The organism is Methanoregula sp., from assembly GCF_050010295.1.
In the GTDB taxonomy this organism is placed as follows: Archaea; Halobacteriota; Methanomicrobia; order Methanomicrobiales; family Methanospirillaceae; genus Methanoregula.
Window position 1 is genome coordinate 60,763 of the sequence record NZ_JBEKLH010000005.1, and the last position, 13,650, is coordinate 74,412.

General features: G+C 54.3%; 17 protein-coding genes. 13 read left to right on the forward strand and 4 right to left on the reverse strand.

Annotation, left to right across the window (positions count from 1 at the left end; all coding sequences use genetic code 11):
- Positions 1–47: 47 nt before the first annotated feature.
- The 11 genes from ABSB80_RS08095 (at position 48) to ABSB80_RS08145 (ending at position 8,660) form a co-directional block, all read left to right on the forward strand.
- Positions 48–341 (forward strand): DUF424 domain-containing protein, encoded by a 294-nt coding sequence (locus ABSB80_RS08095; protein WP_428369916.1) that lies wholly within the window; start codon positions 48–50, stop codon positions 339–341.
- Positions 338–1,387 (forward strand): 60S ribosomal export protein NMD3, encoded by a 1,050-nt coding sequence (locus ABSB80_RS08100; protein WP_428369917.1) that lies wholly within the window; start codon positions 338–340, stop codon positions 1,385–1,387. Before ABSB80_RS08095 ends, ABSB80_RS08100 begins: the two co-directional genes overlap by 4 nt.
- A gap of 2 nt (positions 1,388–1,389) precedes the next feature.
- A complete protein-coding gene (locus tag ABSB80_RS08105) occupies positions 1,390–2,268 on the forward strand; it encodes a class I SAM-dependent methyltransferase (RefSeq protein ID WP_428369918.1) in 879 nt (292 codons plus the stop codon).
- Complete coding sequence (coaBC, locus tag ABSB80_RS08110) at positions 2,265–3,419, forward strand: bifunctional phosphopantothenoylcysteine decarboxylase/phosphopantothenate--cysteine ligase CoaBC (protein WP_428369920.1); 1,155 nt, start codon at positions 2,265–2,267, stop codon at positions 3,417–3,419. The genes ABSB80_RS08105 and coaBC overlap by 4 nt, the downstream gene beginning before the upstream one ends.
- A 145-nt stretch (positions 3,420–3,564) precedes the next feature.
- A complete protein-coding gene (locus tag ABSB80_RS08115; protein ID WP_428369922.1) occupies positions 3,565–3,993 on the forward strand; it encodes a HAMP domain-containing protein in 429 nt (142 codons plus the stop codon).
- Positions 3,994–4,085: 92 nt separating this feature from the next.
- Positions 4,086–4,433 (forward strand): roadblock/LC7 domain-containing protein, encoded by a 348-nt coding sequence (locus ABSB80_RS08120; RefSeq protein ID WP_428369923.1) that lies wholly within the window; start codon positions 4,086–4,088, stop codon positions 4,431–4,433.
- Entirely contained in the window at positions 4,430–5,245 is an 816-nt protein-coding gene (locus tag ABSB80_RS08125; protein ID WP_428369925.1) for a roadblock/LC7 domain-containing protein, read from the forward strand. Before ABSB80_RS08120 ends, ABSB80_RS08125 begins: the two co-directional genes overlap by 4 nt.
- Before the next feature lie 113 nt (positions 5,246–5,358).
- A complete protein-coding gene (locus tag ABSB80_RS08130) occupies positions 5,359–6,225 on the forward strand; it encodes a pantoate kinase (protein ID WP_428369927.1) in 867 nt (288 codons plus the stop codon).
- Positions 6,222–6,953, forward strand: a complete 732-nt coding sequence (locus ABSB80_RS08135; protein ID WP_428369929.1) for a 4-phosphopantoate--beta-alanine ligase — start codon at positions 6,222–6,224, stop codon at positions 6,951–6,953. Before ABSB80_RS08130 ends, ABSB80_RS08135 begins: the two co-directional genes overlap by 4 nt.
- On the forward strand, positions 6,940–7,935 hold the full coding sequence (locus ABSB80_RS08140) for a DNA polymerase III delta subunit-related protein (RefSeq protein WP_428369930.1): 996 nt from the start codon (positions 6,940–6,942) through the stop codon (positions 7,933–7,935). The genes ABSB80_RS08135 and ABSB80_RS08140 overlap by 14 nt, the downstream gene beginning before the upstream one ends.
- Entirely contained in the window at positions 7,932–8,660 is a 729-nt protein-coding gene (locus ABSB80_RS08145) for a class I SAM-dependent methyltransferase (protein WP_428369932.1), read from the forward strand. The genes ABSB80_RS08140 and ABSB80_RS08145 overlap by 4 nt, the downstream gene beginning before the upstream one ends.
- A gap of 345 nt (positions 8,661–9,005) precedes the next feature.
- Here the strand turns inward: ABSB80_RS08145 and ABSB80_RS08150 are convergent, their stop codons facing one another.
- Both ABSB80_RS08150 and ABSB80_RS08155 read right to left on the reverse strand, forming a co-directional pair.
- Entirely contained in the window at positions 9,006–10,331 is a 1,326-nt protein-coding gene (locus tag ABSB80_RS08150; protein WP_428369933.1) for an AIR synthase-related protein, read from the reverse strand.
- A gap of 68 nt (positions 10,332–10,399) precedes the next feature.
- Positions 10,400–11,350 carry a tetratricopeptide repeat protein gene (locus tag ABSB80_RS08155; RefSeq protein ID WP_428369935.1) on the reverse strand — a complete coding sequence of 317 codons (951 nt, stop codon included), beginning with the start codon at positions 11,348–11,350 and terminating at the stop codon, positions 10,400–10,402.
- 207 nt (positions 11,351–11,557) lie between these two features.
- On the opposite strand from ABSB80_RS08155, the gene ABSB80_RS08160 reads away from it, so the two are divergent.
- Positions 11,558–11,788 (forward strand): hypothetical protein, encoded by a 231-nt coding sequence (locus ABSB80_RS08160; protein ID WP_428369937.1) that lies wholly within the window; start codon positions 11,558–11,560, stop codon positions 11,786–11,788.
- A gap of 440 nt (positions 11,789–12,228) precedes the next feature.
- The gene (locus ABSB80_RS08165; RefSeq protein ID WP_428369939.1) at positions 12,229–12,795 is read left to right on the forward strand and encodes a hypothetical protein; all 567 of its coding nucleotides are present in this window, start codon (positions 12,229–12,231) and stop codon (positions 12,793–12,795) included.
- On the opposite strand, the gene ABSB80_RS08170 is transcribed toward ABSB80_RS08165, so the two are convergent.
- Positions 12,776–12,967 carry a rubredoxin gene (locus ABSB80_RS08170; protein ID WP_428369941.1) on the reverse strand — a complete coding sequence of 64 codons (192 nt, stop codon included), beginning with the start codon at positions 12,965–12,967 and terminating at the stop codon, positions 12,776–12,778. The two genes, ABSB80_RS08165 and ABSB80_RS08170, sit on opposite strands and share 20 nt — an antisense overlap.
- A gap of 85 nt (positions 12,968–13,052) precedes the next feature.
- Positions 13,053–13,634: an endonuclease dU gene (locus ABSB80_RS08175; protein ID WP_428369943.1), complete on the reverse strand. Its 582-nt coding sequence runs from the start codon at positions 13,632–13,634 to the stop codon at positions 13,053–13,055.
- Positions 13,635–13,650: the final 16 nt, after the last annotated feature.

Below are 13,650 nucleotides of genomic sequence, written 5' to 3' on the forward strand. Positions count from 1 at the left end.
TGCCCCAGACTCACCTTTTTTTATGCCGGCCATCCAATGAGCTATCAATGTTTTTGAAGATCCATCGCTCGCCCGGCATGGGCGATGTTGTTGCCGTGTGCGATCGCGAACTTATCAATACGACGATATGCCATGACAGGATGACCGTCACCGTCACGGAAGCGTTCTATGGCAACCGCCCTGCAACCGAATCAGAGGTCCGGGACGCCCTGACAAAAGCGGGCAACATCAACCTCATGGGGGAACGGGCCGTTGCTCTCGCCATTGAACTGGGACTTATCAGCCGGTCCGGCTGCATCATGATCGGGAAAGTGCCGCACGCACAGATCTACCAGCTATGACCCCGAGCATAAAGGACAATTTCTGCCCGAAGTGCGGCCAGCCATCCGATAGTACCGGATTATTATGCACCCGGTGCAGGATCGGCAGTACACCCTGGTTCACCTGCGACAGCCGGGTGAAAAATATCCTGTGCCCGAGCTGCGGGGCAACAAAAGAGGTGAATACCTGGACGGACAGCACCCGCGAACGGAGCGAACTGGCACCTGAACTTGCCAGGAGTGCCGTGCATTTCCATACGGATGCCCGGAAACCCTCTATCGCGGTGAACGTTGAGGATATCAGCGTCAACCGCTCGCGCGCAAACCTTACAATCCATGCAACCCTGTATAATAAACCGGTGGAGGGGACGTGCAGCGTCGAGATCCTCTGGCACAAGGAACAATGCGACCGCTGCAACCGCATCAGCGGGAGTTATTACGAGGGAATCGTCCAGGTGCGCGCCGAAGGGCGGGCCCCGGGCACGTACGAGATCCAGACGGCCGCGTCCATCGCCCAGCAGGTGGAAGACACCCTCCAGTCCGGGGGAGAACGCCTCTCATTCATCTCGGATATAACCGAGATCCGTGACGGGCTTGATATCGTCATTGGCTCCCAGCATATCGGGCTGCTCATCTCGCAGGGGATCGTTGCGCAGCTCGGAGGCAGGTACAGCTCGCACCCGAAACTGGTGGGCGAGAAGAACGGCAGGCAGCTCTACCGGATCACCTATCTGGTGAGGCTGCCCCGTTTCCAGAAGCACGATGTGGTCAGATCCGGAAACCGGTATTACGAGGTGGAAAAAGTCGAATCCCACCACGTCCGTACTTTCGATCTCCGCGACGGCCAGTCAAGATCCATCCGGGAAAACGATATCGATCGGATCATCGGCAATGCGCGGAATGCCGAACCGGCACTGGTAGCCTTCGCGCACGGAGATTCGGTAGGCCTCCTTGACCCGGGAACCCTGCAGACCTGCGAGTTAAGGCGACTGCCGTGGACAACCATCATGGCAGGCGACCACGTGAACATCCTCAGGGACGGGGATGAGCTCATTATTGTCAGGTAGCCATGCGGGTAAGGGAAATACCGAGGGACAAACTCAGGGAGATCCATGCAGCGGAGTGGGTCGACCGTACGAGGAGTCCCTTTGCCGAGAGAGACATTGCCTGGGTACCAGTAAAACCGGGTGAACCGTTTGACCGGGAACTCAGCAAAAGCCCCGCCTATACCGGGCGCGGGTTCGTCATGATCGGCGACATTGCCGTTCTGCATGGCACAAAGCCGTCCGGTCCTGAAATTGAGGAGATCGTCCGCTTCCGCAAACCGCGCGGAATCCTCTGGATAGCGGCGCTCAGCGGCATGACAAGGACTCCGGAGACCGAGGTGCTCTGGGGCGAGGCGGGGGAGGTACGGCATCGGGAAAACGGGTACACCTTCATTCTCGACCCCCGGACCGTGATGTTTGCGCAGGGAAACCGGAACGAGAAGATGAGGCTTGCACGGCTGGTGAGGAGCAAGCCGGGAACCGAACGGGTGGCTGACATGTTTGCCGGTATCGGGTACTTCTCCATTCCCCTTGCGGGAGCGGGGGCAGAAGTCCACGCAATGGAGATCAATCCGGTCCCGTTTGAATTCCTGAAGCGCACCATCCGGGAAAACGGGTTATCCGATCGCATAACACCAGCACTGGGAGATTGCCGGGACCTCCTGTCAGGGACCTATAACCGGATCGTGATGGGGCATTTCGATGCAATAACCATGCTTCCCCCGGCACTCGGGCATGTCGAGAGCGGGAGCATCATCCACCTCCATAGTATCGGCACGGTAGAAGACCGGATCCGGGAGTGTGCCGAAGGGGCAGGTTTTTCTGCAACTATCCAGGTACATAAAGTAAAGAAATACCGCCCGTATGCATGGCATGTGGTGCAGGACGTGACCCTATCATGACAGTCCTCCAGACACTGAGCGGGAAACAGATCGTTGTTGCGGTGACCGGCAGCATCGCTGCCGTCGAAGTGGTCAGGCTCATCCATGCCCTGAGGCGGCGCGGTGCGGCAGTCCAGGCGGTGATGAGCCCTGCCGCAACAGGTATCGTAACCCCGGATGCCCTGACCTATGCCAGTGGCAGGGAGACGATAACCCGGCTCTCCGGCATGGTGGAGCATGTCATGTACTGCGGGGATGAGGGGACTGCCGATCTCCTGCTGGTTGCACCCTGTACCGCAAACACCCTCAGCAAAATTGCCTGTGGTATCGACGACACCCCGGTTACGACGTTTGCATCCACCGCTCTCGGAAGCGGTATTCCCCTGCTCATCGTTCCTGCGATGCACCACAGCATGTACCGTCACCCGGCAATTCTCGCAAATCTCGATGCGGTCCGGCGGTGGGGGGCAGGGATAGTCGAACCCCGCATTGAAGAGGGGAAAGCAAAAATTGCCGGCAACGATGAAATTGTCCTCAGGTGCGAGAGGGCTGTGCTCGGATCGCCACTGAAGGGAAAAAAGGTGCTTATCACCAGCGGGCCATGCCGGGAACCGGTGGATGATGTCCGCATACTCACCACCCGTTCGAGCGGGCAGATGGGGAGGGCACTCGCCCTGCAGGCATTCCGGCTCGGGGCTGATGTCACGGTTGTCCACCGGGATACGTTTCCCTGCATGAACAACATCCACGTTGAGACAGCGGCTGACATGAGCTCTGCCGTGCTCAGCTACCTTTCAGAGAATAACGGGGCCGACATCTATATCAGCGCAGCTGCCATCTCTGACCTGGCCCCGGTGATGATGAACGGGAAGATACCCAGCGGAAAGGCCGTCAGGCTTGAACTTGAACCGCTTCCCAAACTGCTGGACCGGGTGATGCAGGACTATGCTCCCCTGACCATTGCATTCAAACTGGGCAGGAGACCCGAAAAAAAGGCAAAGGCCATGTTCGATCATGGTGTGGCGATGGTCCTCATGAACGCTCCGGAAACGATGGGACGGGAAACCGGGGAGTATGTTCGGCTGGATAAGCTGGGTACGGAACGGTTGCAGGGCTCCAAGGACGAGATTGCAGCAAGAGTGTGGGAGGAGATTCTCAGGGTGCATCTCTAGCCCGCCGGGTTTACATTCCGGGAGTCTGCAAGTTATTCCTGAACCTATTTTATCTCTATATTTGCCAGATTTTATCTATCTGCCACTCTTGAAACCCCGGAATCTTCTGGATATTTTTATTAAGTGTTTATGTAAATACTGATACATGCCAGCCATGAAAAGGAGTGACGCAAAACCGTTGCAGGGCGGGTCCACGTTCCCGATTCCCATCTTCTACAAGCTGATGATAAGCATGCTCTTCGTGGCCACAATTCCCATCATTCTTCTTGAGATCGTCTACCTGGGAGGGACGGCGAGCATTGTGGAGAACATCGGGCTCACCGGCAGCATCCTGATCATCACCCTTATCACGCTGACGGTAGTCATCATGTGGAGTTTCTTCCTTGCGAGCAGCATCACCAATCCTATCGTACGGTTATCAAAAATAGCCACCAGCATGAGCACCGGCGAGCTCACGAACCCGGAAATTGAGCTGCTCAGCAATGACGAGATCGGCGAACTCCAGACCGCCTTCAACCGGATGATCAATACCTACAAAATACTTGACACCCTTGCCAAGGAAGATAATGAATAAACGGCTGCAGCCCGCCCTGTTCCCCTTACCCGCATGGTACTCCGGGATCATTCCGTGAATATGCAGATACAATCTCATGATGAGGACGATCAATGCTCAAAGAGATCCTGAACAAATTCCTGATCCTGAATGGTGTCCAGGCCGCAGTAGTCATCCAGGAAAATGGTGAGATAATCGAGAGCATGAAATCGGGAATCGTCATCGACAGGAACCTCAGAACTGCCCTTTCCACGATCATGATCGATACCAGGTCAGCGGCAGCCGGGTTCAATAGTGCCCCGCTATCCATGGTATTTGCCCAATACTCGGACAAATTCCTCATCCTCGGGCCTCTGGCAGAAGAGTTTTTCCTCGTCATTATCGCAAAAAGCACCGCAAATATCGGCCAGATATCCTATGAAATGAAAAAGAACCAGGAGGCTATCGTCTCTCTCTTATGATCGAACTGTTACCGGAAGGAAAAAGTATCGGGTGGATGCAGGCGCCTCCGCAATGGATCTTCACTCATACCGTACGGTTCGTCGGCATAGTAAGGGTCGTAATCCAGGACGGGGAAGGGTTTATCCTGATACGAAGAGGCAAGCCTCTTGCATATTATTTCAGACACGGCCGGATCGAGCTGCGCGGGCACGCGGCACTCGACTATTTCAATTCACACCCGACCATAGAATTCAACCTCTGTAAATATACCCCGGAAGAACTGGGCCAGGCACTCAGGATCTGTAACGTCGACGAACAGGTTCCCGAACCTGATCTCGTGACGCCAGGGGCTGAACCATACGCTGTACCCGCACCGGAAAAGGTGACCGTTCCCGTTATGGATTCACCGGAAAAAACGTCACCGGATACGACAGAAAAAGAGGTGATGATCCCTGTTTACGAAAAGCCCGTCATCACGCCTCCCGCAACCCTGGATGAACCGGACATGAAGCTACTCGGACAGATCAAGAAGCTGAACGGGATTGTTGCCATTTCGGTATTTGACGAGGAACGGAATATTATCCTGGTGGGGGACGTCGAGGTTGAACCTTTATTGAACCTTGCAAGAAAGATGCTTGAAACCACCAAAAAGATCACCCCTTGCCTGGACTGGGGATCTTTTGTCCACATGACCCTCCAGATCCCCGAGGCGAACGTGATCATCGCGCCCTACCGTGACTACCACCTCTGCCTGCTTACGACACGAACGATCAATATCGGGCACATCCGGAGAATTCTCCGGGACCTCCAGCAGGCCAGAGAGTCGCAATAAGCCTTGGATCTCAGGACCCGGGATTCATGGTATACGTTTATGCATACCTTTTTCCCTTTCGGGATTCCTTAAAGAAAGAAAACGCCCTAACTGATCATGTACGATCCGTGTCCATGAGACCAAGTTCAGTGACAGCCTTCTGCCCGGGGCATATTTCCGGCTATTTCAGACGGGTTGAGGGGAAGACAAAAGCCACGACCGGCAGTATGGGAGCCGGTATAGTCATAAGTGAAGGCGTCACGGTCACGGTTTTTCCATCGGACACTCTGTCGGTCCGTATCACGAGAAAAGACAGGGACGGGAAAGAGATTTCTGCAGAATCCGGCTCACCGCCCATCTTTTTTGTTCTCAAGCAGCTGGGCGTGACTGCAGCTGTCACGACAGAATGCCGGCTGCCTATCGGGGCAGGGTTCGGGCTCTCGGCAGCTGCCCTTCTCGCGACGCTGACAGCGGTTGACAGGCTCTGCGGGCTGGGGCTTTCAGCCCACGATATCGCATTATATTCCCATGAAGCGGAGGTGACTCACCGGACCGGTCTTGGAGACGTCGCTGCCTGCCAGGGGGGCGGAAGGGTAGTACGACGGGGACCGGGCATCGATGCTGAGATCGAGCGGAAGTTTGACCTGCCTGACCCACTCTATGCAGTATCCTTCGGGCCAATCTACACGCCGTCGGTTCTCGGCTCTCCCGAACAGATGGCGCGCGTGTCCAGGGCATTCCCCATAAGGGAACCGGATGATGGCGGGGATTTTTTCCGGCTGTCCCGGCAGTTTGCCGGCAGGAGCGGGCTGATAACCCCGGAGGTTCAGGAAGTGCTCAGGATCTTTGATGACCGAAACCTTCCGGCGAGCATGACGATGCTGGGGAACGGGGTTTTTGCCTATGGCCGTGATTCGCGGGAACTGCTCAGGCCCTTCGGGGAAGTGTTCGAGTTTGGGATGGGATGTTCCGGGGTAAGGATTGTCGGGGAGACGGTATGATACCCCCGGATCATCCCCGGTACCGCTCGCTTGTCGTCCGCGAGCGGCTTGCCGGATCTGCACGGAAGGGGATCGTCTCATGGGAAGGCCTTACCGCCCACGGGCGCGGGGAGGCCTTCGATTACCTGCTCGGTGAGAGAACGACTGCCAGCGCTCTCTTTGCCGAACGGACCGCAGCAGCACTTCTGCTCTCTGCCCGCCACCCGGTCATTTCGATCAACGGAAATACGGCGGCCCTCGCAGCAGGCGAGATTGCAGCCCTCCAGAAAGCCTGTGGGGCCCTCGTTGAGGTGAACCTCTTCCACCGCACAGAACGGAGAGTAAAAATGATCGAAGATCTCCTTACGGTTGCCGGGGTCGACGTGTTTTCCGGCAAAGCGGAACGGCTCCTCCTCCTCTCCCATGACCGGGCATGGTGCCGTCGCGACGGGATGTATTCTGCCGATGTCGTTCTGGTCCCGCTGGAAGACGGGGATCGGTGCGAGGTGCTTGCCGGAATGGGAAAAACAGTCATCGCCATCGACCTCAATCCACTGTCCCGCACAGCGCGTACCGCAACCCTCACGATTGTCGATGAGCTGACCCGGGCCCTTCCGCAGATCACCAGTGCCTGCAGGGATCTTTCCCAGGCGGGCGAAGAGCGGTCCCCGGTGCCTGTAGATAATCATTATCTTTTGTCAGAGGCAATACGTGAGATGACGGCGAGGTTGTCCCATGCTCTGGATTGAGAAATACCGGCCAAAGGAATTTTCCGACATAGTGGGGCAGGACCCGGTCATCCGCCAGTTGTCCTCTTTTGCCGGATCAGGCATGGTCCCCCACATCATTCTCACCGGACCCCACGGGACCGGAAAAAGTGTGACAGTCGAATGCTTTGCAAAAGCGGTCTACCGGGAGAACTGGGAGATGAATACCTCAGTCTTTCCGACGGCCGATCTCTTCCTCCAGGGAAAGGCATTTCTGGAGACCGACGAGCGGTTCGCCCATCTCTACCAGAAGAACCAGTCCCTGATCAACAATTTCAAGTACATCATCAGATGGTATGCGTCCCTGCGCCCGCTGGATGCCGAATTCAAGCTGATGGTCTTTGAGGACGCCCACGCACTTTCCCGTGAGGCCCAGCAGGCTCTGCGGAGGATCATGGAGCGTTCAAGCAGCACCTGTCGTTTCGTATTCACGACAACTAACCAGAGTGCACTGATCCCGCCGCTCACGTCCCGCTGCCTTCCTCTTTTTTTTGTTCCCCTCGAGCCTCCGGTCATTTTTCGCTATCTTTCAATTGTCAGGGAAAAAGAAAGTCTCGCCCGGCATACGTGTTCGGATGATGAACTCGAACTCATTGTAGAGGCTGCTACCGGGGACCTGCGCCGGGGGCTCCTGCTCCTTCAGGTAGCCCTTGAGACAGGACGCTGTGAGGATCTCTTCGGGATCGCCCAGTCCGAAGCAGCAACGGTCACCTCGGCAGCGATCACTGCACTGAAAGGCGGGGATGTGCGGGGAGCCATCCGAAAGCTGGAATCGCTTATGATCGACTATGGGCTCTCCGGGAGCGAGGTCTTTACCGAGATCCGGGCGGTACTCAAGCGCGAATACAACCATCCTGCACTTGCAGTCGCCCTGGCAGATGCAGAACACCGCATGCTCCATGCGAATAACGAATTTGTCCAGGTCGGGGCTTTCACGACGGGTATACAACAGGTCTTCCCATGAGTTCGATAAAACAGGAGAAGATCAGGGAGCACTACGACACGATCGCCGACAGCTACGATCACCATTACGACCATCCCCGGGGCAGGAACTACCATTCACATATCAGCAACTACCTTATCAGGGCCCTTCCGCCGGGGGGAAAACTTCTCGATATCGGGTGCGGGACAGGCCTGTTTGTCGAGAAATATATCAGGCATGGGGGCAGTGCCACGGGGCTTGACATCAGCACAAAGATGATTGAGCAGGCCCGCTCCCGTTGCGACTGCTGCGAGTTCACGGTCGGCACCGGGGAGAAAATTCCGTTCCGGGATTCTTCATTTGATGCAGTGTCGAGCCTCCTCGTATTCAGTTACCTCAGAGACCCCGCTGCGATGCTGTCTGAAACGTACCGTGTCCTGCAGCCGGGGGGTGCAGTTGCGATCTGCACGCTCGGGAAGAAACTGCTGACACGGGGAATTCCGGCGATATACCATATCAGCGAGAAGATGAGAGTGAAGCATGTCGTGATGAAAGATTTTGGCGAACATTATTACAACGAGGAAGAGATGAGAGACCTTTTTACCCGGACCGGATTTGAGGATATCCAGGTGAAATGGTGTTCCTTTGCCCACATTGACATGATCGACCCTCTCTTCCAGCTCGCAAAAAAAGTCGAACCTTTTGTTGAGAAACGGGTCCCGCAGCTTGCATATAATATCTTCGTAAGCGGGAAGAAACCGGAATAAGAGGTTCGCCTTAGCTGAATTTGCTGAAATTTTTTCTCTCCGGAATTCGTACAGACTCCACGGAAATTACGAGCACCCCCGCCTCAGGGCCTCTCCGAGGACTGAGTGGTTCGTCAGAACCGCGAAGTGTGAGAAGTTCGCAGGAACTTCGAGCACGGTGGGGCATTTAGTTTTTTTCATACGAGTTTTGCAAGTCACTGATCCGCCGCGGGGGCGCCCCGCCGGGGGCGGCGGCGTTCATCACATTTCCGCTGAATATTTCCTCTGATAATGAGCATAGGTCACGCTTATAACTGTTGGAAAATATAAGCGGATCAAGACGATAAAATAGGATTTCTACCGAGCCTAATTCTTCTTCCTGAGATCGGCAAGGACCCGCCGTTTCTTCTCAATCGCTGCCTCCGATGCCCTGAGTACTCCCTCCTTCATCTCATCGAAATCGCGCACTTCGGTGTCCACAACCTTTTTCACCGGGGTGTACGCGGATTCCCTGAACCGCGGGGAAAAGTCCCGCTCCCGCCCATCGACCAGCAGGACAGACTCAGGTTTTCCGGTTTCCACGTACCCGATAGTGTGCATTGCAACCCCGGCCGAGCGGACAACCCTGCAGACCTCATCTGCGGCATTCCGGGGGGCGACAACAAGCAAGGCATCAAGTGAAACACCGAGATAATCGATCTTCAGTTTTTCCAGCATGTCGCGGACATGCGGTTCAACCAGGCCCCCAATCGCGGATTCATCGATCACGATCCGGCAGCCTGCTGTTTCCGCCATCTCAAACACGTCCCCCCGGAGCCCGCCATTGGTCACGTCTGTCATCGCGTGGATTCCGGCAAAGGCACTGCTCTTCATCAGGGTTTCGCATGCTGTCAGGAAGTTGAGGTTGATCGTCCGTTCTACGACTTCAGGAAACCCCGAATATATCGCTGCAGTCGCAATGGTTCCCCCCCCTGCACCTTCGGTCATCAGCAGGACATCCCCTGCCTGCGTCGATTTACGGGCAGTGAGATGTTCAGCGACACCCACTGCCCCCACACACCCGGTGAGCCGGCTGCCAAGGACCATATCGCCTCCGATACGGAGTGTTGAGCCGGTGACGAGCGGTACGTCCATGGCTTCAGCTACCGTCGTGATACCGGCAGTGTAATCAAAGATCTTTGCCACATCGCCGTCGTCTGCGACGTGAATATCCGAGAACAGCATGATCGGTTTTGCACCCATTACATAGATGTCACGGAGTGTTGCGCGCGTTACATGGAACCCGGCAAGGAACGGGTAATCAGAGAGGCGTGAATGCATACCGTCAACGGTACAGATAATGTATTTGCCTCCAGCGCACACGGCACCGGCATCGTCCATCTCGTCCACCCCAACCGATGCGGAAGTCTTTCCGATGATACGGGCAATCTGGCGGTGGGCAAAAAAATCCCCTTTCCCCCGGGACCCGACACCAAATTCCCCCATCCTGACACCGGCCGGTTCGTATTCGAAAAAGTCACCTGAGAGCCCACGGGTATTTTTCACCTCCTCGATTACGGCGCGGGCAAATGCAGATGCATACGAGGGATTGACATCTTTTATCCCGAGGATATGATCGACCAGATTTTTTTGTATCGCATTTTCATCTTTTCCGTCGGCAATTTTCCTGCGGACGTACTCCTCAACATCCATAACGTTCTGTACGTGAACCAGCCATAAAAAGACGGAGGATTACGTGACCACCGCACCGGGTGCAGTTATTACCTGAGAAGAACCCCAAAAACATCGGAGAAACAGCGGAGAGCGTCGTCGAATTTTCCGATTTTCAGGAGGGACAGTCCCTTCACGATGCTGGTGCGGACATCTTTTACATCGATATAATACGCCTGATCGAACGCCCGGGCTGACTCCTCAAGCTTTCCGAGCATGAAGCAGGAGTTGCTCATCACGACCCAGGCATCGGCGATCGAGGGATCGCGTTCGAGGGCCTTTTCGAGAGCACGGATCGCCTCGGGGTGTTTTCCGATCATGGAGAGGGTGAGCCCTTTCCGGTAAAGTGCTTTTGCGTTTTCCGGGTCTATTGCCAGCGCGCGATCAAGAAACTCGAGGGCTTCAGCATACCGTTTCAGGTTGATCAGGGCAACACCTTTTTTGATCAGTGCGGAAAGGTAGAACGGGTATATCCGGAGCGCGCGGTCGTAACATGAGATCTCTTCGGCATACCGTTTCAGTTTTCCATACGCAAACCCCTTGTTTACCCACGCGGAAAGGTACCGGGGCCGTATCTCCAGAGCCCGGTCGCAGCAGTGGATCTCTGCATCGAACCTTCCGAGCATCCCCACAGCTACACCCTTATTATTCCAGGCAGTTGCATTCTCGGGATCGATCTCCAGCGCTCTCTCACAGCATTCCACCTTGTCTTCAAACCGGTCGAGCATGCCATAGGCAAATCCCTTGTTATTCCAGGCATCGACGCAGTTCGGATCGAGTTCAATTGCTTTATTGCAGCACTCGATCTCGTCTTCGTACTTGCCCAGTTTCCCGAGTGCAAACCCCCGTCCCACCCAGGCAAGTGCAAGGCCGGGGTCGATGGCAAGGGCGAGTGAAAACGAGGTAAGCGCATCCTCGTGTCTCCCCTCACGTCCAAGCGAAAGGCCCTCACGATAAAATTCCCTGCCTTTCTGATGGGGGTCCTGACTCTCTTCTGACATGGAAAACATCGAATGCAATTCCTATGGATGAGCGCTCGTAATAAAAGGATCTTAGTGCCCGTGATATTTATTTTCACGGATTGGTCTCTGCAGCCGCTATTGCCCGACAGCGGTACAGATACACGGAATGATTACCCGGAAACCAGGTTCTGCCGGATTCAGCTAAAAACCCAATTTTTTATATATTTTTGGCATAAACTTTCAAATATGCCTGCGGGACGACCAAAAAAACTGAATAACTATGAACAGATAAAAGTGAGAAAAATCCGGAAGATTTTATCTGAAAGTAATATCCGGAAATTCGACAAGGTCAATGATTCTGCGCTTCTGAAGACAATTTACATCGATCCTTCGGGGAAAATTTTTATATGCCATGATTTCTACGAAAATTCGATGAAAGAGATTTCTGCAATAGTTTCGGGATTTATTGAAAAATAGGTGCCTATTTTTGACTCGGGAAACTGTTGGAATATTCTCCTTCCCTTTCACGAATACCGGTTTTATATCGTCCATCGCCTCTCCAGAATGGCTAATATCGCGAGGCCGGGACAACGGTCGCACTGCCGGGTATAATCCCTCCAATAAAGGATGCCTTTTTGTAAAGGAGATCCCGGACAGACTGATCGAACAGGTGGTATCGTTCCTGCACTATTGATTAAGTGAGGATACAATGCCTGTGTTATCTGCGAGGGGGTACCCGGGTCCACACCCAGGATCTGCACACAAATCACTATGCGGGACAGGGGAGTTCATTCTGCCGGAAGGATTAGGGTTACCCGGCTCCCCTCCGTCACAGAAGTGTCTATGCTCTCTTTATGGGGTAAATTCCCGAAACAATTTCGAAATATTTATAATAAATAATTGATAAAATAAAATTCTTGAATCCTCATTATCCAGCTGATACCGGATCATCAAGCCCCCTGGGAACGATCCTGATGGTCATGATCACCATCGTGCTCGCAGCACTTGTCCTGCTCGTTGCGCTCCAGCTGCCAAACCTGTGTGATGATCCGAAGGTTCCGACAGTTTTTGAGATCACGAATATCAAACATATCAATCAAAATGGCGTGGATTACGATAGTTACATGGTAGTAAAGAACAGCGGAAAAATCGCGTATGATAACAGAAATTTATATGCAAAAACTTTCAGGAACGGGGTTCATCTTCCCTGCGATATTCCTACCATGAATGGATACGATTTTATCCAGGTGCACCCTTATGGAATCCAGTACTTGGGAGGTCCGGGTTCTGACAATTATTTATGGAACCCCGATGCGCTGATCGCGATTAATTATGCCAAGAGGACCTTCCATCTGGGGGACATCGTGCAATTCGAAGTATACGACAGGAAAAACGGCCAGCTCCTCTCGCGCGACACCTGGCCGCACAAAGACGATCCCGGGGAGAAACTAATGAAACAATATATCAGTCATCAAGGCGCTTGAACACGCCCTTTTTCACCTTGAGGATCTTGCACTCTGGACAGCGCCATGTATCGGGAATGTCTTCAAAGGCCGTCCCGGGTGCAATCCCGTTCTTGGGGTCCCCCTTGGCCGGATCATAGATATAATGGCATTCGAGGCATACCCAACGGGCAAGTTTCGTGACCTGTGTCATGGTACTGCAACTCCTGAAATGAAGGATGTATCAGTTGGTTCATCCTCAAATCATATGAAAGCATCTCTCCGGGAAGCCGGAACGTTCATGGGCAGTCTTCGCGGGGATTACGTGGATCGGGGGCAGCACTCCGGGCGCAGAGCCGTGCCACGCGCAATGGTTCGGGGATCTTACCTTCAAGGGTAAAGTCGTTACACAATACTGCCGCATCCCGGTGTTCAATGCCCCATGAACGGATGAAGATGGTCTGGTGCGTCCGCAGCGCAACCGGTGAACGTTCCCCGAGCTCCATGTACCGGGTCACCCGTGTCAGGTCGTCAGGAAAATGACGGCGGATATCCCCGAGCAGTCCGTCGGAATCCTCGTAGGTGACACAAATAACCGGGAGGCCGGTCTTTTCATGAATCACGACAGGGCTGATAACGTTAAACCAGGCGATGACACAACCGGACAACATGACCACGTTGAGATCGCTCCGCTCAAGGTCCCGGATCATCGCAAGTATTGTGTCGGTAGCATCCGTCCCGCCAACGGTCACTGTGCCAAACGAGAAGCCGTCAATGCGGAGATCTTTTCGCATCACCACGCCGGCAAGGGTAGACGAGGTTCGCCCGGAATAACTTTCTGCTATACCAAATGCCCGCAACCCTTTTTTCGGGACATGCATAGAAGCACTTATGATA

Excerpts from the sequence above, each read along its gene's own strand:
- ABSB80_RS08160 (WP_428369937.1), top strand. The coding sequence starts at position 11,558 with ATGCCTGCGGGACGACCAAAAAAACTGAATAACTATGAACAGATAAAA.
- coaBC (WP_428369920.1), top strand. The coding sequence starts at position 2,265 with ATGACAGTCCTCCAGACACTGAGCGGGAAACAGATCGTTGTTGCGGTG.
- ABSB80_RS08175 (WP_428369943.1), bottom strand. The coding sequence starts at position 13,634 with ATGCATGTCCCGAAAAAAGGGTTGCGGGCATTTGGTATAGCAGAAAGT.
- ABSB80_RS08155 (WP_428369935.1), bottom strand. The coding sequence starts at position 11,350 with ATGTCAGAAGAGAGTCAGGACCCCCATCAGAAAGGCAGGGAATTTTAT.
- ABSB80_RS08135 (WP_428369929.1), top strand. The coding sequence starts at position 6,222 with ATGATACCCCCGGATCATCCCCGGTACCGCTCGCTTGTCGTCCGCGAG.
- ABSB80_RS08150 (WP_428369933.1), bottom strand. The coding sequence starts at position 10,331 with ATGGATGTTGAGGAGTACGTCCGCAGGAAAATTGCCGACGGAAAAGAT.
- ABSB80_RS08170 (WP_428369941.1), bottom strand. The coding sequence starts at position 12,967 with ATGACACAGGTCACGAAACTTGCCCGTTGGGTATGCCTCGAATGCCAT.
- ABSB80_RS08095 (WP_428369916.1), top strand. The coding sequence starts at position 48 with ATGTTTTTGAAGATCCATCGCTCGCCCGGCATGGGCGATGTTGTTGCC.
- ABSB80_RS08125 (WP_428369925.1), top strand. The coding sequence starts at position 4,430 with ATGATCGAACTGTTACCGGAAGGAAAAAGTATCGGGTGGATGCAGGCG.
- ABSB80_RS08105 (WP_428369918.1), top strand. The coding sequence starts at position 1,390 with ATGCGGGTAAGGGAAATACCGAGGGACAAACTCAGGGAGATCCATGCA.
- ABSB80_RS08120 (WP_428369923.1), top strand. The coding sequence starts at position 4,086 with ATGCTCAAAGAGATCCTGAACAAATTCCTGATCCTGAATGGTGTCCAG.
- ABSB80_RS08100 (WP_428369917.1), top strand. The coding sequence starts at position 338 with ATGACCCCGAGCATAAAGGACAATTTCTGCCCGAAGTGCGGCCAGCCA.
- ABSB80_RS08140 (WP_428369930.1), top strand. The coding sequence starts at position 6,940 with ATGCTCTGGATTGAGAAATACCGGCCAAAGGAATTTTCCGACATAGTG.
- ABSB80_RS08145 (WP_428369932.1), top strand. The coding sequence starts at position 7,932 with ATGAGTTCGATAAAACAGGAGAAGATCAGGGAGCACTACGACACGATC.
- ABSB80_RS08130 (WP_428369927.1), top strand. The coding sequence starts at position 5,359 with ATGAGACCAAGTTCAGTGACAGCCTTCTGCCCGGGGCATATTTCCGGC.
- ABSB80_RS08115 (WP_428369922.1), top strand. The coding sequence starts at position 3,565 with ATGCCAGCCATGAAAAGGAGTGACGCAAAACCGTTGCAGGGCGGGTCC.